The organism is Pseudomonas solani (genome assembly GCF_026072635.1).
In the GTDB taxonomy this organism is placed as follows: Bacteria; Pseudomonadota; Gammaproteobacteria; order Pseudomonadales; family Pseudomonadaceae; genus Metapseudomonas; species Metapseudomonas solani.
This window is the reverse complement of sequence record NZ_AP023081.1, coordinates 4972482-4994333: the sequence shown is the minus strand read 5'-3', so window position 1 is coordinate 4994333 and position 21852 is coordinate 4972482. Positions and strand designations below refer to the sequence as shown.

Sequence of the window (21852 nt, the reverse complement as noted above, 5' to 3'; positions counted from 1 at the left end):
GGACCACGACATGCCCACGCTCACCCTGCGCGCCCTGGCCCTGCTCGGCCTGTGCTTCACCGCCCTGTCCAACGCCTGGGCCTACTCGGTCACCTGGCCCCTGGACACCCCCGAGCCCTCACCGCCCCTGCGCCACGAGATGCCGGAGAACCTTGGCCACCTGCTGGTGCTGGTACTGGTGGTGATCATCCTCTCGCTGCTGTGGAACTGGCGCCTGCAACGCCAGGTGCGCCAGCGCCAGGCGGCCCAGGCCCAGCTCAGCGACCAGCTGGCCTTCCAGTTCTCCCTGCTCAACGGCCAGCCCACGCCGCTCTACGTGCGTGACCTGCAAGGCCGCCTGAGCAGCTGCAACCGCGCCTACGAGCAGTTCTTCGCCAGCTCCCAGGAGGAAATGCACGGCACCACGCCGCGCCAGCAGGGCATGTGCCGCGCCCTGGCGGATGCCCTAGAAGGCGGCATGCTGGAGGTGCTGGAAAGCCGCCAGCCACGCTTCTTCGACAGCTGCACCGAGGAGGCCGGCGAGCCGCGCCACCTGTACCAGTGGCAGGTGCCCTTCTACAGCGCCCGGGGCAAGTTGCTCGGCGTGCTCGGCGGCTGGATCGACATCAGCGACCGCAAGGAGCTGGAAACCCGCCTGCGCGACGCCCAGCGCCAGGCCCTGGACGCCAGCGCGGCCAAGGGCCGCTTCCTCGCCACCATGAGCCACGAGCTGCGCACCCCGCTCAACGCCCTGGTGGGCCTGCTGGAGCTGGAAAGCCGCGCCCGCCCAGAGTCGAGCAACCTGCGCATCGCCCGCCAGTCCGCCGACGCGATGATCGACCTGGTGGGCGACATCCTCGACCTCGACCGCATCGAGAACGGCCGCATGCAACTGGCGCCGCGCCCGGTGGAACTGGCCGCGCTGCTGCGGGAGTGCCTGGAACTGTTCGCCGCCCGCGCCCGGGAAAAGGGCCTGGCGCTGCAACTGGACTGCCCCTTGCCGGCCCACCGCCTGTACCGCGTCGACCCCCTGCGCCTGCGCCAGGTGCTGCATAATCTCCTGGCCAACGCCATCAAGTTCACCGGCGCCGGCAGCGTGCGTCTGCAAGGGCACCTGCGGGACACCACCCCGGGCAGCAGCCTGCTCACCCTTTATGTGGTGGACGACGGCATCGGCATTCCCCACAGCGTGCAGGCGCGGATCTTCGAGCCCTACCGCCAGGGCTGCGCCGAAGTCACCCAGCTGCATGGCGGCTCGGGGCTCGGCCTGCACATCTGCCGCCAACTGGTGCAACTGATGGGCGGCCGCATCGGCCTCGACAGCGAACCGGGCCAGGGCTGCCGCATCACCCTCGAACTGCCTCTGGACTGGCGCCCCGCCCCCTCCGGGCAGCATCGCCCGGCGTCCCGACCAGCCGGTGAGCACAGCTCACGGCTGCGGGTGCTGGTGGTGGACGACCTCTCCATCAATGCCCTGGTGCTGCAACAGCAATTGCACAGCCTCGGCCACAGCGCCCAGGTGCTGACCGACGCGCGCGAGGCCCTGGCCACCTGGGCCGCAGACGACTTCGACCTGCTGATCACCGACTGCAACATGCCCGACATGGACGGCTACCAACTGACCCGCGCCGTGCGCGAGCGTGAACGTGAGATCGGCCGCGCGCGCCAGCGGATCATCGGCTACAGCGCCAGCGCCCTGGCCGGCGAGGCCGAACGCTGCCGCGAGGCCGGCATGGACGAACTGCTGGTCAAGCCCGTGACCCTGGCGCGCCTGGAAGCCGCCCTCGCCGGGGCGGCCCAGCTGCCATCAAGGCACAGCCCCCTGCCCCGGCCTTCGACCTCGGCCACCTGGAAGGCCTCGACCCCACGCTCGCCAAACGCCTGCTCGGCGAGCTGGCACGCAACCTCGAAGACGAGCTGCAGCGCCTGGCCACGCCCCTGTCTCCAGAGCGCCAGGACCTTATCGGCCAATGCGTGCACCGCCTCTCCGGGCTCGCCTGCACCGTCGATGCAACGGGGCTCCTGCGTGCCTGCAACGCGCTGCGCCAGGCCGGCGACGACGCCCCGCGCCTGCTGCGCTGCCAGGCGCTGCTGGTGGCCGAACTGCAGCGCATGCTCGGCGAGGTGCGTGAACGCAACGCCGCCTGAACCGCGTCGACTGCGTCGTGCTCCTGACGCGCCGCGATTGCCGCGAGCCGGTGGTTGCGGTAAGAGGTGCTCTTTTCGCAGTCGCCGTCACACACGATGAAAAACTGGATCGCCACCTTCTTCCGCATCGTCAGGGACGACAAGGGCCAGACGCAGGGCTACCCCATTCCCTGGGCCATCGAGCGCCCCAGCCTGTACGCCTTCCTCGCCGCCTATGCCGACAGCCCCGAGGGCCTGCCGGACAGCGAGCTCACCCTGCCCGACGAGGCGCCGCCCGGTGAAGGCAGCGAACTGCGCTGGGCACCCGGTGCCCTCGACGGCGTGCTCGGCCACCATGCCTCGGCCGATGACATGGACACCGCCAACGAGGTGATGGCCGCCCTGCTCGCCACCCTCGACGACCCCACCCGGCACATGGCCCGCCTCTACCAGCTGGTGGCCGACGGCAGCGTGCTCGGCTTCATCGACCAGCTCGTCGAGCGCCTGCAGCAGCGCCCCGGCCTGCCCCGCGCGCGGCTCCACGCCCTGGCCCTGTGGCTGGCGCGCAGCAGCCCGGACCGTGGCGCGGTGAAGTTCGCCCTGGCCCTGCTCGGCGTGCTCGACAGCGGCAGCCAGCGCGAGCTGTTCCTCACCTTCGGCCAGCACGAGGAATTCACCCTCTTCGCCACCATCGCCCTGGGGCACACCCTGGCGCCGCCGGAGCGCGAACGCGCCTGGTGGGCGCTGGCGCGCAAGGTGCGGGGCTGGGGGCGCATCCACCTGGTGGAGCGCCTCGCCGAGAACCCCTCGCCCGCCGTGCAGGACTGGCTGCTGCGCGAGGGCTACCAGAACTCGGTGATGGTGGAATACCTCGCCTACCCCTGCGCCGTGGGCGGCAACCTGCTGGCGGCCCTGAGTGGCCAGGACGTGGACGACTCCCTGCTCGACGGCGCCGTGGAAATGATCGAGGCGCTGATCAACGGCGGCCCCGCGCGGGACATCAACGACTACGCCGACGGCACCGAAGCGGTGCTGCACCTGCTCGACCACCTGGCCCGGCGGCCGCCGCGCCACCTGGGGCACTTCCTCGCGGTGGAAGGCATCCTCGATTTCGTCCGCGACCCCAACCAGGACTGGGACGGCCTCGCCGGCCACGGCTGGGCCCAGGCCAGCCGCGACGACATCGCCCGCCGCGCCGAGGCCATCCGCAACGACCCGCACTGGTCGGCGCTGGTGCACGCCGGCCTGGAGCAGGAAGAGGAACGCGCCTTCTGGCTCGCCGCCCACGCCGGCAAGCGCCTGGACATCGACCCCTGGGACGCCTGGTACGAACGCCAGCGCAGCCAGCGCTCCTCGGCCTGGTACCAACTGATGCAGACCAGCGACCCGCAGCGCATCGCCCGGGTCATCGACCTGGCGCGCCAGCAGCTGGACCTCGGACACATCGCCAGCGGCCCGAGCAACGCCCTCGGCCTGGGCCCCGAGTACCGCCAGCACAGCGCCCTGGACTTCATCCTCCAGGACCTCGGCCGCTTCCCCGTGCAGGGCTGGGACCTGGTCGCCACCGGCCTCGCCAGTCCGGTGGTGCGCAACCGCCACATGGCGCTCAAGACCCTCGCCGCCTGGGGCCGCAACCAATGGCCGGCGGACGCCCTGCAACTGCTGCGGCGCACCCTCGACCGTGAGCCCGAACAAAGCGTGCGTGACCGCATCGCCGAGCTGCTGCAGCCGCAGCTGGTGGAAGCCCCGCCCCGCGACGCCGACTGACGCCCTCCCCGCACCTTGCAAATTGCCAAGGCCCGAAGGGGCCGCTCATGCACTTTGCACGGGTGCCGGCGCTGCGCTTATAGCCAATGGCCTGACGCTACAGGGCTGGCGGCCCGTGCCCGGTTGGCACGGCCGCTGCAACAGGCTGCTCCGCTGACTAAAACAATGGAGGCACAGCCCATGTTCACTGCCATCAAGGAAATCTACGAAGCCTTTCCCGACCACGCCGTCGCCATCACCCCGCGCAGCGACGGCAAGTGGCTGCTGACCCTGAGCAAGGGCGGCGTGCAGGAGCTGAGCCGCGAGTTCGATGGCGAGGCGGCCTTCAGCCAGCGGCGCATCCGCTGCCTGATCCGCGAGGTGGCCGAGGAGATGCTCCTGGTGGCCTGCGTGGATGCCATGTGCAAGCAGCGCAAGCTGGGCGAGCTGCCCGGCTTCATCGGCTCGCCGCTGCAACTGGGCAACGCCGCACGCGGCATGGAACGGCGCGGGCTGTCGCGCTGACCGCCAGCACCAGCGGCGGCACCCAGGCGGGGCCCGCAAGGGCCCGACGCCAGGGTATGGGGTAGCGAACCCGGAGATCAGGGCAACGACGAAGACGGATTGCGGGGCGTAAAGCCGATCCGTATAGTTGCCACTAATTCTCATTCGCGAACGAGCGCATCCCGCGCCGGACACCCCGCTCTCGATGCCGTCGACCAACGCCCCCTTCCACGATTTCTACCTCAGCCATTCCGCCTGGCTGCTGGGTTTTCTGCGCCGTCGCCTGGGCAGCGGCTTCGATGCCGCCGACCTGATGCAGGACACCTTCTTGCGCGTGCTGCTGCGGCCCCGTACCTTCGACGGCGCCACGGGCGAGCGCTCCTACCTGGCCACCATCGCCCGCGGCCTGTGCATCGACCACTGGCGGCGCCGGCAGCTGGAGCAGGACTGGCTCGAGGCCATGGCCGCCCGCCCGGAACCGCTGCAAGCGTCCCCCGAGCAGCAGGCGCTGATCATCGAGACCCTGAATGAAGTCGACGCCATGCTCCTGCGCCTGCCGCACAAGGTGCGCCGCGCCTTCCTCATGGCCCAGCTGGACGACATGCCCTACCGCGAGATCGCCCTGGCGATCGGCGTCTCCGAACGCATGGTGAAGAAGTACCTGGCCCAGGCCTTCCTCCACTGCGCGGTGCTGGAGGCAGAGCTCGACGGCCTGCTGGTGGAGTGAGCGGCATGGCCAGCCCGGAACGCACCCTCAGCCACGCCAGCCTGCAACAGGCCGCCAACTGGTACGTGCTGCTGCACGACGACGCCCCCAGCGCCCAGCTGCGGGCGCAGTGGCAGGCCTGGCTCGACCAGCAACCCGAACACCGCGATGCCTGGCGCTACGTCGAGCGGGTCGGCCAGCGCTTCGCCCCGCTGCAAACCGGCGGCGAACGCGAACTGGCCAGCCGCATGCTCCGTGACGACCCGCGCCGCATCAGCCGCCGCCAGGGCCTCAAGACCCTGCTGGTGGTGGGTGCCGGTTCGCTGCTCGGCTGGGGCACCTGGCGCACCACGCCGCTGCCGCGCCTGGTGGCCGGCTGGTCGGCGGACTTCGTCACCGGCACCGGCGAAACCCGCGAAACCCTGCTGGCCGACGGTAGCCACCTGTGGCTGCGCGCGCAGAGCGCCGTGGACGCCGCCTTCGACACCGAGCAGCGCCTGCTGCGGCTGCGCTTCGGCGAAGTGCTGATCGACACCGCCAAGGATGCGACGCGGCCCTTCCTGCTGGAAAACCAGCACGGCCGCCTGCGCGCCCTCGGCACCCGCTTCGGCGTGCGCCAGGACGACGGCATCACCCGCCTCAGCGTCTACCAGGGCGCGGTGGAAGTGCGCACCGCCGACAGCGGCCAGCTCAGCGTCATCGAGGCCGGCCAGCGGGTCGACTTCGACGGCCTGTCCCTCGGCACCCCGGCCCCGGTGCAACTCGCCGGCGAATCCTGGACCCGCCAGGTGCTGGTGGCCGACGACATGCCCCTGGGCGAGCTGATCACCGCCCTCTCCCGCTACCGCCACGGCCACCTCGGCTGCCACCCGGCGGTCGCCCAACTGCCGGTGATGGGCGCCTTCCCCCTGGGCGACACCGAGCAGGCGCTGGAACTGCTCAGCGCCGCCCTGCCCATCCGCGTGCACCGCCTCACCGACTGGTGGCTCAGCGTCGAGCCCGCCTGAACACCCCGCTGAACCCGTCACGCCGACGCCCCGGAAAATAATTTTCAGCGAGCGGTTCCCTTTTCCATTTCTCGTTCGGTTCAACCAGACAACAACGCCATCCGCCACCGAACATTTCCAGGGGACACCATGCACTTGCTCGCCAACCCGACCCTCCGTTTCGCCCTGCGGCCGCTCGCGCTCGCCATCCCGGTCACCCTGCTCGGCACCGCGCAACTGGCCCTGCCCACCTCGCTGGCCCAGGCCGAAACCACGCAACAGGGCGTCGCCGAGCGTCAGTACGACATCGCCCCGGGCCCCCTGGTCGCCTCGCTCAACGAATTCAGCAGCCAGGCCGGCATCTACCTCGCCGGCCACAACAGCCTGGCCGCCGGCAAGACCAGCGCCGGCCTGCACGGCCGCTACAGCGTCGCCCAGGGCCTCGCCCTGCTACTGCAGGACAGCGGCCTGCGCGCCATCGACCAGGGCAACGGCGGCTACGTCCTGCAGCCGGCCCCCCAGGACGGCGTGATGCAACTGGACCCGACCTCCATCGTCGGCGCCGGCCTCGCCAACGGCCTGGGCCAGGCCGACCGTGGCTACCGCGCCGAAGTCAGCAGCACCGCCGGCAAGACCGCCACCGCCCTGGCCGACACGCCGCGCTCGGTGTCCGTGGTCACCCGCCAGCGCATGGAAGACCAGAAGTCGCAGACCCTCACCGAGGTGCTCGGCTATGTGCCCGGCATCTTCGCGCCGCCCTTCGCCGCCGGTGACGGCCAGGCCGGCGACCTGTTCTTCGTCCGTGGCTTCAACGCCACCGACTGGGGCTACGGCCTGCTCCGCGACGGCCTGCGCGTGCAGGGCAACCGCTACGACACCAGCAGCGAGCCCTACGGCCTGGAGCGGGTCGAGGTGTTCCGCGGCCCGACCTCGATCCTCTACGGCGAGAACGCCCCGGGTGGCGTGGTCAACATGGTCAGCAAGCGCCCCACCGCCAACCCGCGCGGCGAGGTCGAGCTCACCTACGGCAGCAACAACCGCCGCCAACTGGGCATCGACGTCTCCGGCCCGCTGAGCGAAGGCGACAACGTCCTCGGCCGCCTGGTGATGCTCGGCCGCAACGCCGACAGCCAGGTCGACGGCCAGCCGGATGATCGCCTCTACATCGCCCCGTCCATGACCCTCAACCTCAGCGACGCCACCTCGCTGACGCTGCTGTCGACCTACCAGCGCGACCGCACCCTGATGGAGCTGGGCTACCCCGCCGCCGGCACCCTGCTGCACAACCCCAACGGCAAGATCGACAAGGACACCCTGCTCGGCCACCCCGACTGGGACAAGTTCGAGCGTGAAACCTGGACCCTGGGCTACGAGTTCTCCCACCAGCTCAACGACACCTGGCAGTTCCGCCAGAACTCGCGCTACATGCAGTCGCGCATCGACCGCCACGAGATGTGGCCCGGCAGCCTCAACGCCGGCGGCTTCGGCACCACCCTCGCCTACACCGCCTACGACCGCACCAACAAGTCCATCGCCTACTCCCTGGACAACCAGTTCGAAGGCCACTTCGCCAGCGGCGACTTCGACCACACGGTGCTGCTCGGCGCCAGCCTCGACCGCACCTCGTTCAACCAGAACTGGGATGCCGGCGCCGGTGGCCTGATCAACGTCTTCAACCCGGTCTGGACCAGCACCCCGACCACCCCGGTGCACATCCAGAACGCCCAGCTCGACCAGTCGATGTACGCCGCCTACAGCCAGCTGCAGACCCGCTACGACAACTGGGTGCTGCTGCTCGGTGGCCGCCTCGACCGGGTCAACAGCCAGTACCGCAACAAGCCCGGCACAACCAACGCCGCCGCCGACCTCGACTACTGGGACACCGACTTCACCTGGCAGGCCGGCCTGATGTACCAGTTCGACAACGGCCTCTCGCCCTACGTCAGCTACTCCACGGCCTTCGCCCCGACCCAGCAGACCTCCAGCCGCTCCGGCCCCCTGGACCCGACCACCGCCGAGCAGTACGAAGCCGGCATCAAGTACGAGCCCAAGGGCTGGAACACCTCCTTCACCGCCTCCGTCTACGACCTGCGCAAGACCGATGACGTGATCTTCGACAGCGCCGCCAACGACTACCGCCAGGTGGGCGAGAGCCGCGCCAAGGGCGTGGAGCTGGAACTCAACAGCGACGTCACCGAGAACATCAACCTCACCGCCGCCTACACCTACACCGACTCGCGCATCACCAAGGACGCACAGGGCTCGCTGCTCGAAGACCACCAGATGACCGGCGTACCGCGCAACCAGGCCTCGGCCTGGGCCAGCTACCGCTTCCTCGACGGCGCCCTCAAGGGCCTGCGCATCGGCGGTGGCGTGCGCCACTTCGACAGCACCTTCGCCTACACCGCGCCCTCGCTCTACGGCCGCCTGGACACCGGCGACGTGACCCTGCTGGACGCCGCCGTCGGCTACACCATCAACGACAACTGGTCCGCCGAGGTGAACGCCAAGAACCTCCTCGACAAGGAATACGTCGCCGGCTGCAACAACGCCGGGCGCTGCTACTGGGGCGAAGAACGCAGCCTGCTGGGCTCGGTCTCCTTCCACTGGTAAACGGCCGCCCAAACCGCAGTGCCGACCGATACGGGTGGACCACGCTCTTTTCGTCCACCAATCGGTGCCACCAGGGAGCACGAATGCCCGTAGGTTGGGCTGAGGCACGAAGCCCAACGCAACACGGCCGAACCCCGCCCCGTTGGGCCTCGCTGCGCTCGGCGCCAACCTACGGCGCCGCGCCCACCCAAACCACGAAACCGACCGATGCGTAGGGTGGACGACGCTCTTCTCGTCCACCAATCGGTGCCGCCAGGGAGCACGAATGCCCGTAGGTTGGGCTGAGGCACGAAGCCCAACGCAACAAGGCCGAACCACGCCCCGTTGGGCCTCGCTGCGCTCGGCACCAACCTACGGCACCGTGCCCAACCCAAGCCACGGTGCCGACCGATGCGTAGGGTGGACGACGCTCTTTTCGTCCACCAATCGGTGCCACCAGGCAGCACGGGCCTGGCAAGGGCCTCAGCGCCCCAGCGCCTGTTGCCGGGCGGCGGCCGTCACACCCCGCGCGGCACCGCCCAGGCTCAGCGCCAGGATCGCCAGCAGCTGCACGGCGCCAGCACCGATGAACAACGCGCTGGACGCTGCAGCCGCATCGCCCATCGCCAGCAACACGCCGAAGATGGCTGGGGCAAAGGCGTAGCAGCCCTGGGCCATGGCCACGATCAACGCCACCACGCGGGGCACGTCGCCACGCTCGAACTCGCTCTGGGCGATCAGCGGCGGCAAGGACGTGGCATTGCCGATCCCCACCCCGAACAGCGCCACGCCCAGCCACACCAGCGCCACATGGGCATCGGCCATCAGCAACGCCAGGCAACCCAGCAACTGCACCCCATAGCTCATGCAAGCCACCGTGCGCCGGTTGGTGCCGGGGCGGATGCAGGCACCCACCAGGGTGCGCCCGACTATGGCGCACAGGGTCGCCAGGCCCATGGCCAGCCCGGCCTGCTGCTCGCCCAGCCGGGGCACCAGCAGCAGGAACAGGTGGGCGATCAGGCCGATCTGCGCGAACAACCCCAGGGCCATGCCCGCCGCCAGGCTGAGGAAGCGCCGGTCAGTCCAGAGCGCGCGCCCTGCCAGCGTGCGCGCCGGGGCGACCTGGGCGACAGCAGCGCTCGGCGCATCCAGGCCATCGGGTTGCTGGCCGAGGCGTTCCGGCGTGAAGCGGAACACCCGCCAGGCGCAGAAGCCGATCACCAGCAACGCCAGCGCCCCCACCAGCAGCGATGCCGGCGCGAACCCCAGGCGCGCGATCAGGAAGACCCAGGCCGAGGAAAACACCACACCGCCCAGGCTCGCGCCGTTATAGGCCATGGCCAACGCCGCCGGGCGCTTCGCCACGAACCAGGGCGAGATGATCGCGTTCACCGCCGCCGCCCCCAGCGTCACCCAGCCCAAGCCGCTCAGGGTCGCCGCCAGGAACAGCTGCCAGGGCTGCGCCGCCACCGCCCAGCCGAACACCCCCAGCACCAGCGACAGGGTGCCCGTGACGGTGACCCGGGGAACCCCGAAGCGCCCGTAGAGCCGTGGCAGGTTGGCGATCACCAGGGTGCCGGCAAGAAAATGCAGGGTCACCGCCGCCGAGCACAGCTCCACCGACCAGCCGGTGCGCTGGATCACCGCATAGAGGTAGATGGGCGGCCCGTAGAAGCCGATGCCCCAGCCGAACATGGCCAGTACGAAGGTCGCCAGTACCACCCTGGCGCCGAAAAATTCCGAGGTTTTCATGTGCACACTCCATTCCCGTCCAGTGAGTGAATGGCAGTATGCTCAGGCGCAAAAGGGACACTTCGAGGGCCATCGAAACATGGATGCACAGACCGCCGACCACCAGCTCTCCGGCGTCGCCGGGGCCATCGCCGACCCTGCTCGCGCGCGGATGCTCTGCAGCCTTCTCGACGGCCACGCGCGCACCGCCACCGAGCTGGCCGCCGTCGCCGACATCAGCGCCTCCACCGCCAGCAGCCATTTCACCCGCCTGCGTGACAGCGGCCTGGTGGAGATGCTGGTCCAGGGCCGCCACCGCTACTACCGGCTGGCCAACGCCCGGGTGGCCACCGCGCTGGAAGCGCTGCTGATCGTCTCCGACCTGCCCCGCCCCACCTTCAAGCCCTCCACCCCATCCGCCCTGCGCTATGCGCGCACCTGCTACGACCACTGCGCGGGCGAGCTGGCGGTGAAACTGCACGACGTGCTGCTGGGCTCCGGCTGGATCGAAGCCGATGGCCGCGACTACCGCCTCACCGCCAGCGGCGCCGACGCCCTGGCCGAACTGGGCCTGGACCTCGACGCCCTGCACCAGCAACGCCGCCGCCTCGCCTACCCCTGCATGGACTGGAGCCAACGCGCCCCGCACCTGGGCGGCGCCCTCGGCGCGCTGCTGCTGGAACTGATGCTCAAGCGCGGCTGGCTCACCCGCCACCTCGACTCCCGCGCCCTGCGCATCACCCCCAAGGGCAGCGCCCAGCTCCAGCACCGCTTCGGCATCAAGGCCAAGACAATCGACGACGGCCTGCACAGCCAGGCGAGCTGACCTCGCCCCACCCCTGAAGGGAAACGCGGACTCCCGTAGGTTGGGCTGAGGCACGAAGCCCAACGCGACACGGCCGAACCCCGCCCCGTTGGGCCTCGCTGCGCTCGGCGCCAACCTACGGCGCCGTGCCCACCACAACCACAAACCCGACCGATACGTAGATACCGTCTTGATCCCTAGTGAGCAAGGGCCAGTTTTACGTCGTACGGCTGGCCCGATTTCAAGACGCCATAAGCGATGTTCAGCAGCTTACGCATCGCTGCGCAGATGATCTGCATGCCGGTCTTGCCCTTGGCTCTGAGGCGTTCTCTCATCGCTTTGATCGCCCCGTTGTGCTGCAGGGCGCAAACGGCAGGCATGTACAGCCCAGCACGCAGCCGCGATGAGCCCATCTTGGAAATGCGGGTCTGCCCCCGGTACTTACCAGACTCCTGCAAACGCGGATTGAGCCCGGCAAAGGCGGTAATCGCGCGGCTGCTGGTGAAGCGATGAGGGTCGCCCAGCTCCGCCAGGATCAGGGCGGCTGTCTTGTCCGCGATGCCATCGATGCTGGTCAACAGATCACGTTTGCCGCGCAGATCCGGGTCATTGTCGATGTGGTTGTTGATGGCCTTGAGGGTTTCCTCGATCTGTTGCTCGATGTGCCGCAACACTGAGCGGATCGACTCCTGCACGCTGGTATCGGCCACCTCCAGGCGATTGCTCTCCATCTGCTGGATTTCCTGCAGATCCGCCAGGCGCCGCATCAGTGCTTTCAGGCGCCGTATGGCGCGAGGTTCAGGCTGCCAGGGCCGTAGCTCATCTTGGTGGCGCTCGCCGTATTCGGCGATCAGCTTGGCGTCGACCTTGTCAGTTTTCACGCGCTGCAGCTGACTGCGGGCGTAGTGAGCGATTTGCGCTGGGTTGAGGACGCAGACCCGATAGTTCTGCTCCAGCAGCCATTCGGCCAGGGCTTCATGGTGGATGCCGGTGGCTTCCATCACGACCCAGGCACCCGCCTCGCTGTGCTTGTTCAGCCACTCCTGCAGCGTGCGAAAGCCCGCCTCGCTGTTGGCCAACTTGGCCTTGGTGCGGTACTTGCCGTTCGCCTGCAGGGTGGCGATATCAAACGTGTGCTTCGCAATGTCGACACCAATGACACTGGGCATGTGTGCTCCTCCTGATCGTTCCAAATGCGATCATCACTGCACCCGGCCCAACCTTGTGAATGCGAGCTCTGGGCTCAAGATACCGTTCGGGCTGTTCGAGTGAGTGTGGAGGGGCGGAGCACTATCTACGTCGCAGGCTCAGGGCCTAAGGGTGGACACGACTTCCAGCCCCTCCCCCGATGATCAGTCGGGAACTATTACCCCTGAAGGGGTAGTTAGTCGAGATACAAGGGTGGACCACGCTCCACCGGTCCACCAAGCGAGGCCAGGCGTGGCACCCAAGCCCGGCCCCAGCCCCCGATCGTAGGAGCGAATTCATTCGCGAAAAGCAGGCCGACGCCGGGCATCGGTCCGGGGGTCAAGATCAGCGCCGCCCCTGCCCGTCCCCCTTGGCGCAGCCCGCCCGCGAATGCGATTCTGTCGCCCGTCCTGCAGCAGTCATCGGGGGAGAGGCAATGGACGCGGCACGCATCGAAGGTTTCCTGCTGGATCTGGACGGCACCCTGGTGGATACCGAGAGCATCAACCTGGCGAGCACCGTGGCCGCCATCGAGGCCCTGGGCCTGGTGGGTGCCGCCGAGCTGTGCGAGGCGCTGGTGGGCATCGACTGGCCGGCCTACCGCCAGCGCCTGTTCGACCACTACGGCGATGACTTCCCGCTCAAGGACTTCGGCGCCGCCTACTTCGCCCACAAGGCGAAGATCATGGAGAACGGCCTGCCGCTCAAGGCTGGCGTGGTGCCGCTGCTGGAGGCCATGCGCGCCAGCGGCCGGCCCATGGCCATCGCCACCTCCTCCGGCCGCGAGACCGCCGAGGAGCACCTGGAGCTGGGTGGCATCGCCCACTACTTCGATGCCGTCGCCACCCGTGACGACGTGCCCCTGGGCAAGCCCGACCCGGCCCTGTACCTGCTCGCCGCCCGGCATATCGAGCGCCGCCCCGGCCATTGCCTGGCCATCGAGGACTCCATCCCCGGCGTCGCCGCTGCCCACGCCGCCGGCGTGCCGACGCTGATGGTGCCGGACCTGCGCCAGCCGCCCGAGGCGACCCGCGCCCTGTGCCTGGACGTACTGCCGAGCCTGGTGCAGGTGCTGGAATTGCTCAGGCGCCAGGGCGTGGTCTGAGATCACCTGAACAAAGCCCGCGCTACGCCGCTCTCAACAAGGGAAGTGCCGCCGGCCGGTTCCCGGTGGCCACCCACCCGGGAGCGAGCGATGCCTACCCACGACAGCGACCAGGTCACCTGGCTGGTCGAACATTCCATGCTCGAAACCGCGCGCCAGCGCGCGCGCCTCTACGCCGGCCAGCCGCGCCTGTGGCAGCACCCCTATGCGCAGACGCGCCCGCGCAGCGTCACCGCCGTGGCCTCGGTCTGGGTGACCGTCTACCCCGCCTCGATCATCACCGCCGAGGGCGGCTCGGTGCTCCAGGCCCTGGGGGACGAACGCCTTTGGGCGGCCTTCTCCGACCTGGGCATCCAGGGCATCCACACCGGGCCGCTGAAGCGCTCCGGCGGGCTGCGCGGGCGTGACTACACCCCCACCGTGGACGGCAACTTCGACCGCATCGGCCTGGATATCGACCCCAGCTTCGGCACCGACGAACAGCAGGTGCATCTCAGCCGCGTGGCCGCCGCCCACAACGCGGTGACCATCGACGACACCATCCCCGCCCACACCGGCAAGGGCGCCGACTTCCGCCTGGCGGAGATGGCCTACGGCGACTACCCCGGCATCTACCACATGGTGGAGATCCAGGAAGCCGACTGGCCGTTGCTACCGGAGGTGCCCGAGGGGCGCGACGCGGTGAACCTGTCGCCGGAGACGGTGGACGCCCTGCGCGACCGCAACTACCTGGTGGGCCAGTTGCAGCGGGTGATCTTCTTCGAGCCCGGGGTCAAGGAGACCGACTGGAGCGCCACGCTGCCGGTGCAGGGCGTGGACGGCAAGCGGCGGCGCTGGGTGTACCTGCACTACTTCAAGGAGGGTCAGCCGTCGCTGAACTGGCTGGACCCGACCTTCGCCGCGCAGCAGCTGATCATCGGCGATGCCCTGCACTCCATCGACGTGCTCGGCGCCCGTGTGCTGCGCCTGGATGCCAACGGCTTCCTCGGCGTCGAGCGGCGCGCCCAGGGCAACGCCTGGTCGGAGAGCCACCCGCTGTCGGTCACCGGCAACCAGTTGCTCGGCGGCATGATCCGCAAGGCCGGCGGCTTCAGCTTCCAGGAGCTGAACCTGACCCTGGACGACATCGCCGCCATGTCCCAGGGCGGCGCCGACCTCTCCTACGATTTCATCACCCGGCCCGCCTACCAGCACGCGCTGCTCACCGGCGACACCGAGTTCCTGCGCTTGATGCTCAACCAGATGCACGCCTTCGGCATCGACCCGGCCTCGCTGATCCACGCCCTGCAGAACCACGACGAGCTGACCCTGGAGCTGGTGCACTTCTGGACCCTGCACGCCAACGACACCTATGTGTTCAAGGGCCAGAGCCTGCCGGGGTCCATCCTCCGCGAGCACATCCGCAGCGAGATGTACGAGCGCCTGGCCGGCAAGGATGCGCCCTACAACCTGAAGTTCGTCACCAACGGCGTGGCCTGCACCACGGTGAGCATCATCACCGCCGCCCTGGGTATCACCGACCTCGACGCCATCGGCCCGGCGGACATCGCGCGCATCCGCCAGGTGCACCTGTTGCTGCTGATGTTCAACGCCATGCAGCCGGGCATCGTAGCCCTCTCCGGCTGGGACCTGGTGGGCGCCCTGCCCCTGGCGCCCGAGCAGGTGGAGGCATTGCTGGCCGACGGCGACACCCGCTGGATCCACCGCGGCGCCTACGACCTGGCCGACCTCGACCCCAGCGCCGAACGCTCCAGCGAAGGCCTGCCCAAGGCCCGCAGCCTCTACGGCAGCCTGGTGGAGCAGCTGCAGGACCCGGACTCCTTCGCCGCCCAGGCCCGGCGCATGCTGGCGGTGCGCCGCGCCTACGGGGTGGCGTCGAGCCGGCAGATCCTCATCCCCGAGACGCAGCACCCGGCGTTGCTGGTGATGGTCCACGAGCTGCCGGCCGGTCGCGGCATCCAGGTCACCGCGCTGAACTTCGGCGCCGAGCCGCTGAGCGAGGTCATCGTCCTGCCCAACGTCCCACCGGGCCCGGTGGTGGACATGATCAACGAGCGCCTGGAAGGCGACCTCACCGAACAGGGCGAGCTGCGCCTGGAGCTGGATGGCTACGAAGGGCTGGCCCTGCGCGTGGTGACTCATGGGCCATTGGGCATGTAAGGCAGGGCACCGCGCCCGCCCGAGGCTCTGACGTAGGAGCGAGCTCTGCTCGCGAAGCCCTCATCCACCGCCGCTCCCGGGCTGAAGCCCGGGCTACGGGCATACGCGGCTCAATCGTAGGGCGGATATTGCTTGCCGGGCGCGCGGGGCTTGGCGGGCCGGGCGCTGTCGGTGGGGATGCGCGGCGGCGTGGGCGGGTCGATCTGCGGGTCGGCCAGGTCCGGGGAGTCCGGGTCGAAGCCCAGCTCGTCGCCGGCCGAGGGTTGCCCCTGGGCCTTGTCGGTGGCTTTCGGGTAGCCGGGCAGGCCGCGCATGTTTCCCTGCGAGTCATGCCGGGGCCAGTTTCGCGGTTCGGTTTTCGCCTGTTGGGTCATGACGTCTCTCCTCTTGGGCTGTAGAGGGTTCGAGGGGCGATGCCGGGCCGGGTTCGACCTGGCTGACGTGCGGGGCGCGTTTTTTTCGCCGCCATCCATGGCCGCGCACCCGGCGCTGGCATACCCTAGCGGCATTCCGGCCTCGCGCCCTTCCCCTGTTGGAGATCCCCCATGTACCAGGACACCGTCACCCTGACCGTCAGCGCCGAACACCACGGCCGCGAGAACGAGGCGGTGGACAACGCCGCCGTGGATGTCGGCCTGGAGACCGTCACCGCCGGCGTGATGAAGGTGCACTTCAACGGCCAGCTGGCCGCCCCGGACGAGCCCACCCATGTGTGCATCACCCTGAACAACGGCCTGTCCTACTACGGCCCGATCACCGGTGGCGACGCCAATGCCGAAGGCGGCTGGCTGAGCTTCGAATGCGACATGCTCGACCCCGAACTGCTGAAGTGACCACCCCGGCGCGCTGCTCCAAAAAAGGGACGAGCGCGCCGACCCGCCCCGTTATGGTTCAGCCAGGCGCCACTGCAGCGGGCTGAATCCACGCCACCGCCGGCGCCCCTCGCAACGCTGCATTCCTTGCCCCGCAAGGGCTGCATCCCCCTCGCGCACTCGCCGCCCCGGCACCTGGCATGCAACCTGCTTTTGCTACCTCGGCACTGAGGGGGATCCCCCTACAGGAGCCTCCCGGGCGGTCGCCGATGACCCACCCACCGGGACGGAGGGCCAGGGCAACGACGCCCGCGCGGCCCTTCCGCACACCACACGAACACCAGGCAAAGGCGCCTGGAGCCGCTAGACGGTTCCAGGCGTTTTTTTTGCGTTTTTTTCCGCACGCCCCGGCAGCGGCTTCGACAGAGGAAGGCACATGAACGCCATCGTCACCCCGATCAAAAGCGAGATCCTGGTCGTCATCGGCAACGGCATGGTCGGTCACCACTGCGTGGAGCAGTTGATCGAACGCGGTGCCCTGGCGCGCTACCAGGTGCACGTCTACGGCGAGGAGCGCCAGCGCGCCTACGACCGCGTGCACCTCTCCGAATACTTCGCCGGCAAGGATGCCGAAGCCCTGGCCCTGGGCGACGCCGGCCTCTATGCCCGCCACGGCGTGCACCTGCACCTGGGCGAGGCGGTGCTGGAGATCGACCGCGAGCGCCGCGAGGTGGTCACCGCGACGGGCCGCCAGCCCTACGACCGCCTGGTGCTGGCCACCGGCTCCTACCCCTTCGTGCCGCCGATCCCCGGGGCCGAGGGCCGCTCGCGCCTGGTCTACCGCACCCTGGACGACCTGGACGGCATCCGCGAGGCCGCCGCCAGCGCCCGCCGGGGCGTGGTGGTGGGCGGTGGCCTGCTGGGCCTGGAGGCCGCCAACGCGCTGAAGTCCCTGGGCCTGGAGGCCCACGTGGTGGAGTTCGCCCCCCGGCTGATGCCCGTGCAGCTGGATGCCGACGGCGGCGCCGCCCTGCGCGCCCGCATCGAAGCCCTGGGCGTGGGCGTGCACCTGTCGCGCGCCACCCAGGAGATCGTCGTCGGCGAGGAATACGCCTACCGCATGCAGTTCAATGACGGCGAATTCCTCGAAACCGACCTGATCGTCTTCTCTGCCGGCATCCGCCCCCAGGACGCCCTCGGCCGCGCCGCCGGCCTGGAGGTGGCGCCGCGCGGCGGCGTGGTGATCGACAACGACTGCCGCACCAGCGACCCGGCGATCTTCGCCATCGGCGAGTGCGCCTCCTGGAACGGCAGCGTCTTCGGCCTGGTCGCCCCCGGCTACAGCATGGCGCGCAATCTCGCCGCGCTGCTGGCCGGCCAGCCCCACGAGCCCTTCACCGGCGCCGACATGTCCACCAAGCTCAAGCTGCTGGGGGTGGACGTGGGCTCCATCGGCGATGCCCACGCCGCCACCCCGGCGCACGCAGCTACCGCTTCATCGACGAAGCCAGCGCCAGCTACCGGCGCCTGGTGGTCTCCGCCGATGGCCAGCACGTGCTGGGCGCGGTGCTGGTGGGGGACAACAGCTACTACGACACCCTGCTGCAATACGCCCAGAACGGCATCAAGCTGCCGGCGGAGCCCTCGGGCCTGATCCTGCCCCTCGGCGACGCCGCGCCGACCCTGGGCGCCGACGCCCTGCCCGCCAGCGCGACCATCTGCTCGTGCCACAACGTCAGCAAGGGCGCGGTGTGCTGCGCGGTGGACGCCGGCTGCACCGACCTCGGCGAACTCAAGGCGCAGACCAAGGCGGCCACTGGCTGCGGCGGTTGCAGCGCCCTGCTCAAGCAGGTGTTCGAGCACGAGCTGAGCGCCCGGGGCGTGGCCGTGGACAAGAGCCTGTGCGAACACTTCGCCCACACCCGCCAGGAGCTCTACGCACTGGTGCGGGTGGAGGGCATCCAAACCTTCGAGGAGCTGCTGGCCCGCCACGGCCGTGGCCACACCGGCTGCGACACCTGCAAGCCGGCGGTGGGCTCGATCCTCGCGTCCTGCTGGAACCAGTCCATCACCGACCCGGCGCTGGTGCCGCTGCAGGACACCAACGACACCTTCATGGCGAACATGCAGAAGAACGGCACCTACTCCATCGTGCCGCGCATCGCCGGGGGCGAGATCACCCCGGACAAGCTCATCGTCCTCGGCCAGGTGGCGAAGAAGTACGACCTCTACACCAAGATCACCGGCGGCCAGCGCATCGACCTGTTCGGCGCCCAGCTGCACGAGCTGCCGGCTATCTGGGGCGAGCTGATCGCCGCCGGCTTCGAGACCGGCCACGCCTACGGCAAGTCCCTGCGCACGGTGAAGTCCTGCGTCGGCAGCACCTGGTGCCGCTACGGCGTGCAGGACAGCGTAGCCATGGCCCTGCACCTGGAGAACCGCTACAAGGGCCTGCGCTCGCCGCACAAGATCAAGTTCGCCGTCTCCGGCTGCACCCGCGAATGCGCCGAGGCACAGAGCAAGGACATCGGCGTGATCGCCACCGAGAAGGGCTGGAACCTCTACATCTGCGGCAACGGCGGCATGCGCCCGCGCCACGCCGAGCTGTTCGCTACCGACCTCGATGACGAGGGCCTGGTGCGCGCCATCGACCGCGTGCTGATGTTCTACGTGCGCACCGCCGACAAGCTGCAGCGCACCTCGGTGTGGCGCGAGAGCCTGGAAGGCGGGCTGGACTACCTCAAGGCGGTGATCCTCGACGACAGCCTGGGCCTGGGCGCCGAGCTGGAAGCGCAGATGCAGCTGGTGGTGGACCGCTACGAATGCGAATGGGCCAACGCCCTGAAGGACCCGGAGAAGCTCAAGCGCTTCCGCACCTTCGTCAACGACCGGCGCGGCGACCCGGACATCCACTTCGTGCAGGAACGCGGCCAGCGCCGGCCGATCAGCGCACGCGAACTCCACCTGATCCCCTTCACCGAGGAGGCACTCTGATGAGCCCATCCAACGCCCTGCAACTCGACACCTCCACCGCCACCCAGTGGCGCCCGCTGTGCAGCCGCCACGACCTGGTGGCCAACTCCGGCGTGGTCGCCTGGCTCGATGGCGAGCAGGTCGCCCTCTTCCACCTGCCCCAGGCGGACGGCGAGCGCGTCTTCGCCCTCGACAACCGCGACCCGAAATCCGGCGCCAACGTCATCGGCCGCGGCATCGTCGGCCAGCTCAAGGGCGACCTGGTGATCGCCTCGCCGCTGTACAAGCAGCACTTCCGCCTGGAAGACGGCAGCTGCCTGGAATACCCCGAACAACGCCTGCGCACCTGGCCGGTACGGGTCAACGGCGACGCGGTGGAAGTGGCGATAGACACGTTGTAGGGGCGAATTCATTCGCCCAGGGCGTAGGTCGGGTGAAACCCGGCAACCACGGCGCGTTGCCATCCACCTTCGTGGGAGCGAATTCATTCGCGAAAAAGGTGAAGGCCGCTGCGTTGGGCCTCGCTGCGCTCGGCGCCAACCTACGGGCGGGGGCGCATTCGCCCAGATGTAGCCCGGGCTTCAGCCCGGGAGTGGAACGGAGCACGTAGGTCGGGTAAAACCCGGCAATCACGGCACCGCGCCACACGCGGGTTGCACCCGCCCTACGGGGCCACTCCTTGCCTCGACGTGGGAGCGAATTCATTCGCGAAATAGGCGAGCGCCGATGCGTTGGGCCTCGCTGCGCTCGGCGCCAACCTACGGGCGGGAGCGCAGCCGTTCAGGCTGTTCCGCCCTGCTCCTGCCGGGCGTCGGCGTCCAGCCATTGGCCGGCTTCGAAGCGGTTGCGGCCGCCCTGCTTGGCGCGGTAGAGCAGGCGGTCGACGGCTTCGACGAAGGTCAGGGCGCGGTCGTGGTGGGTGGGGATGATGGTGCCGACGCCAAGGCTGATGGTGAGCAGCGAGGCGACGCCGGACTTCTCGTGGGGGATGCAGCGCTCGCGCAGCAGGCGGCGGCAGCGTTCGGCCACCTGGCGGGCGGCGTCGGCGTCGGTTTCCGGGAGGATGAGCACGAATTCCTCACCACCGAAGCGCCCCACCAGGTCCCGTGGGCGGTTGGCGGCGGCGGTGAGCGCCTGGCCGACGCTCTTCAGGCAGTCGTCGCCCTGGATATGGCCGTAGTGGTCGTTGTACTGCTTGAAGTAGTCGATATCGAGGAGGATCAGCGAGAGCGGCTGCTGGGTGCGCTGGGCGTTGGCCCATTCCACGTCGAGGGTCGAGTCGACCATGCGCCGGTTGGCGACGCCGGTGAGGCCGTCCTTGTAGGAGTACTCCTCCAGTTGCTTCTGCAACTCCACCAGCTTCTGCTCGGCGTGCTTGCGCTCGCTGATGTCGAACATGAAGCCGATCAGCGCTTCCACCTCGCCCGCCTCGTCGCGCATCACGTGCACCACGTCGCGTATCCACACGTAGTCGCCGGCGGCGGTCAGGGCGCGGTAGTCGGCTTCATGGTCGGTACCGGCCTGGGATTGGGAGACGCAGAAGGCGACCACCGCGTCGCGGTCCTCGGGGTGCATGCGCTCGGCCCAGTCGTTGACCCCGACCCAGCTCGCCGGGCTCCAGCCCAGCAGGGTTTCGATCTGCGGGCCGATGTAGGCGAAGGTCATGGTCTTCCAATCGATTTTCCAGGGGATCGCCTTGGTGGATTCCAGCAACGTCTTGTAGACCGCGTTGGTGGTTTCGACTTCTTCTCTCATGACGGTTGATCTCGGCGACTGCGTGATGGCCTATCGCCTCTTATACAGGCGTGCAAAGCCCGCCAACAGGGCGTTTGGTCGGTTTTGATCGGCCTATTTGCCGGCGGCGAGGCGGTAGCGCGCCAGGTCGGACGCCGAGAGCACGCGCATCTGCCGGGGGTCGATGCGTTGCATGTCTTCCAGCAGGCTGGGCGGGATGTTCATTTCCTTGAAGTAGGCGGCGGAGTTGTAGCGCACGCCCTTGTACAGCGCCTGGTCGCGGGAGGAGTCGCCGTGGGCGTAGTACGGGCGGTGCAGGCCCACCGAGCCGCGCACCATCTTGCCGCGCCCGGCGGCCAGCAGGTAGACGCAGGTGCCCTGGCACAGGCCGGTGGACGGCACCAGCGCGTCGAAGCCGGTTTCGCGCAGCAGGCGGCCCATGCGGATGGCCTCCGGCACGCTGCCGCCGATGCTGTCGAGGATGACGATCTTGCGCGCGAACTTGCCGGGGTGGCCGAGCACCCCCTTCATCAGTGCGTCGTAGTCGCCGGGGGCGATGTCTTCGGAAACCTTGGCCACCAGCATGGGGCCGCTCTTGTGCTGCACGGCCTCCACCTCGACCCGGGCGAAGGCGGCGGCCGAGCAGAGGGTGGCAATGCCGAGGACGGCGAGCCGAAACGACGAGCTGATCATGGAGCGAAAAC

Annotated in this window: 16 protein-coding genes and 2 pseudogenes; 13 read left to right on the top strand and 5 right to left on the bottom strand. The window is 69.1% G+C overall.

Features of this window, described 5'->3' with window-relative positions:
* Nucleotides 1-10: 10 nt before the first annotated feature.
* From PSm6_RS22845 to PSm6_RS22815, 7 genes and pseudogenes are all read left to right on the top strand, one after another.
* Nucleotides 11-1705, top strand: a pseudogene (locus PSm6_RS22845) (ATP-binding protein); the annotation flags it as partial.
* Complete coding sequence (locus tag PSm6_RS30370) at nt 1696-2127, top strand: Hpt domain-containing protein (protein ID WP_307735146.1); 432 nt, start codon at nt 1696-1698, stop codon at nt 2125-2127. The pseudogene PSm6_RS22845 and the gene PSm6_RS30370, both read left to right, overlap by 10 nt.
* Nucleotides 2128-2223: 96 nt before the next feature.
* On the top strand, nt 2224-3873 hold the full coding sequence (locus PSm6_RS22835; RefSeq protein WP_265168343.1) for a hypothetical protein: 1650 nt from the start codon (nt 2224-2226) through the stop codon (nt 3871-3873).
* Nucleotides 3874-4053: 180 nt separating this feature from the next.
* Nucleotides 4054-4377 carry a hypothetical protein gene (locus tag PSm6_RS22830; RefSeq protein ID WP_043245918.1) on the top strand — a complete coding sequence of 108 codons (324 nt, stop codon included), beginning with the start codon at nt 4054-4056 and terminating at the stop codon, nt 4375-4377.
* 184 nt (nt 4378-4561) lie between these two features.
* On the top strand, nt 4562-5083 hold the full coding sequence (locus tag PSm6_RS22825; RefSeq protein WP_265168342.1) for a sigma-70 family RNA polymerase sigma factor: 522 nt from the start codon (nt 4562-4564) through the stop codon (nt 5081-5083).
* A 5-nt stretch (nt 5084-5088) separates the two neighbouring features.
* Nucleotides 5089-6069 carry a FecR domain-containing protein gene (locus PSm6_RS22820; protein WP_265168341.1) on the top strand — a complete coding sequence of 327 codons (981 nt, stop codon included), beginning with the start codon at nt 5089-5091 and terminating at the stop codon, nt 6067-6069.
* 129 nt (nt 6070-6198) lie between these two features.
* The gene (locus PSm6_RS22815) at nt 6199-8661 is read left to right on the top strand and encodes a TonB-dependent siderophore receptor (RefSeq protein ID WP_265168340.1); all 2463 of its coding nucleotides are present in this window, start codon (nt 6199-6201) and stop codon (nt 8659-8661) included.
* 462 nt (nt 8662-9123) lie between these two features.
* On the opposite strand, the gene PSm6_RS22810 is transcribed toward PSm6_RS22815, so the two are convergent.
* The gene (locus PSm6_RS22810; protein WP_265168339.1) at nt 9124-10392 is read right to left on the bottom strand and encodes an MFS transporter; all 1269 of its coding nucleotides are present in this window, start codon (nt 10390-10392) and stop codon (nt 9124-9126) included.
* A 79-nt stretch (nt 10393-10471) separates the two neighbouring features.
* Between PSm6_RS22810 and PSm6_RS22805 the strand changes: the two genes are divergently transcribed.
* Nucleotides 10472-11197, top strand: coding sequence for a metalloregulator ArsR/SmtB family transcription factor (locus PSm6_RS22805; protein ID WP_265168338.1), 726 nt, complete (start codon nt 10472-10474; stop codon nt 11195-11197).
* Nucleotides 11198-11373: 176 nt separating this feature from the next.
* On the opposite strand, the gene PSm6_RS22800 is transcribed toward PSm6_RS22805, so the two are convergent.
* Nucleotides 11374-12345 carry an IS110 family RNA-guided transposase gene (locus PSm6_RS22800; RefSeq protein WP_265167663.1) on the bottom strand — a complete coding sequence of 324 codons (972 nt, stop codon included), beginning with the start codon at nt 12343-12345 and terminating at the stop codon, nt 11374-11376.
* A 455-nt stretch (nt 12346-12800) separates the two neighbouring features.
* On the opposite strand from PSm6_RS22800, the gene PSm6_RS22795 reads away from it, so the two are divergent.
* Both PSm6_RS22795 and treS read left to right on the top strand, forming a co-directional pair.
* Entirely contained in the window at nt 12801-13469 is a 669-nt protein-coding gene (locus PSm6_RS22795) for an HAD family hydrolase (protein ID WP_021222889.1), read from the top strand.
* Between the two features lie 90 nt (nt 13470-13559).
* Nucleotides 13560-15629, top strand: a complete 2070-nt coding sequence (gene treS / locus PSm6_RS22790) for a maltose alpha-D-glucosyltransferase (protein WP_265168337.1) — start codon at nt 13560-13562, stop codon at nt 15627-15629.
* Between the two features lie 110 nt (nt 15630-15739).
* On the opposite strand, the gene PSm6_RS22785 is transcribed toward treS, so the two are convergent.
* The gene (locus PSm6_RS22785) at nt 15740-15943 is read right to left on the bottom strand and encodes a DUF6021 family protein (protein WP_265168336.1); all 204 of its coding nucleotides are present in this window, start codon (nt 15941-15943) and stop codon (nt 15740-15742) included.
* 231 nt (nt 15944-16174) lie between these two features.
* On the opposite strand from PSm6_RS22785, the gene PSm6_RS22780 reads away from it, so the two are divergent.
* The 3 genes and pseudogenes from PSm6_RS22780 to nirD all read left to right on the top strand — a co-directional run bounded on the left by PSm6_RS22780 (nt 16175) and on the right by nirD (nt 19815).
* Nucleotides 16175-16462 (top strand): hypothetical protein, encoded by a 288-nt coding sequence (locus PSm6_RS22780; RefSeq protein WP_265168335.1) that lies wholly within the window; start codon nt 16175-16177, stop codon nt 16460-16462.
* 415 nt (nt 16463-16877) lie between these two features.
* A pseudogene (gene nirB / locus PSm6_RS22775) lies at nt 16878-19435 on the top strand (nitrite reductase large subunit NirB).
* Nucleotides 19435-19815, top strand: coding sequence for a nitrite reductase small subunit NirD (nirD, locus tag PSm6_RS22770; protein WP_043246736.1), 381 nt, complete (start codon nt 19435-19437; stop codon nt 19813-19815). Before nirB ends, nirD begins: the two are co-directional and overlap by 1 nt.
* Nucleotides 19816-20194: 379 nt before the next feature.
* Here the strand turns inward: nirD and PSm6_RS22765 are convergent, their stop codons facing one another.
* Both PSm6_RS22765 and PSm6_RS22760 read right to left on the bottom strand, forming a co-directional pair.
* Nucleotides 20195-21169 (bottom strand): sensor domain-containing diguanylate cyclase, encoded by a 975-nt coding sequence (locus PSm6_RS22765; RefSeq protein WP_265168334.1) that lies wholly within the window; start codon nt 21167-21169, stop codon nt 20195-20197.
* Nucleotides 21170-21262: 93 nt separating this feature from the next.
* The gene (locus PSm6_RS22760) at nt 21263-21841 is read right to left on the bottom strand and encodes a COG3904 family protein (RefSeq protein WP_043246738.1); all 579 of its coding nucleotides are present in this window, start codon (nt 21839-21841) and stop codon (nt 21263-21265) included.
* Nucleotides 21842-21852: the final 11 nt, after the last annotated feature.

Coding starts and splice junctions, on each gene's coding strand:
- treS (WP_265168337.1), top strand. CDS start 13,560: ATGCCTACCCACGACAGCGACCAGGTCACCTGGCTGGTCGAACATTCC.
- PSm6_RS22795 (WP_021222889.1), top strand. CDS start 12,801: ATGGACGCGGCACGCATCGAAGGTTTCCTGCTGGATCTGGACGGCACC.
- PSm6_RS22805 (WP_265168338.1), top strand. CDS start 10,472: ATGGATGCACAGACCGCCGACCACCAGCTCTCCGGCGTCGCCGGGGCC.
- PSm6_RS22765 (WP_265168334.1), bottom strand. CDS start 21,169: ATGAGAGAAGAAGTCGAAACCACCAACGCGGTCTACAAGACGTTGCTG.
- PSm6_RS22780 (WP_265168335.1), top strand. CDS start 16,175: ATGTACCAGGACACCGTCACCCTGACCGTCAGCGCCGAACACCACGGC.
- PSm6_RS22825 (WP_265168342.1), top strand. CDS start 4,562: ATGCCGTCGACCAACGCCCCCTTCCACGATTTCTACCTCAGCCATTCC.
- PSm6_RS22760 (WP_043246738.1), bottom strand. CDS start 21,841: ATGATCAGCTCGTCGTTTCGGCTCGCCGTCCTCGGCATTGCCACCCTC.
- PSm6_RS22815 (WP_265168340.1), top strand. CDS start 6,199: ATGCACTTGCTCGCCAACCCGACCCTCCGTTTCGCCCTGCGGCCGCTC.
- PSm6_RS22820 (WP_265168341.1), top strand. CDS start 5,089: ATGGCCAGCCCGGAACGCACCCTCAGCCACGCCAGCCTGCAACAGGCC.
- nirD (WP_043246736.1), top strand. CDS start 19,435: ATGAGCCCATCCAACGCCCTGCAACTCGACACCTCCACCGCCACCCAG.
- PSm6_RS22785 (WP_265168336.1), bottom strand. CDS start 15,943: ATGCGCGGCCTGCCCGGCTACCCGAAAGCCACCGACAAGGCCCAGGGG.
- PSm6_RS22835 (WP_265168343.1), top strand. CDS start 2,224: ATGAAAAACTGGATCGCCACCTTCTTCCGCATCGTCAGGGACGACAAG.
- PSm6_RS22800 (WP_265167663.1), bottom strand. CDS start 12,345: ATGCCCAGTGTCATTGGTGTCGACATTGCGAAGCACACGTTTGATATC.
- PSm6_RS22810 (WP_265168339.1), bottom strand. CDS start 10,392: ATGAAAACCTCGGAATTTTTCGGCGCCAGGGTGGTACTGGCGACCTTC.
- PSm6_RS22830 (WP_043245918.1), top strand. CDS start 4,054: ATGTTCACTGCCATCAAGGAAATCTACGAAGCCTTTCCCGACCACGCC.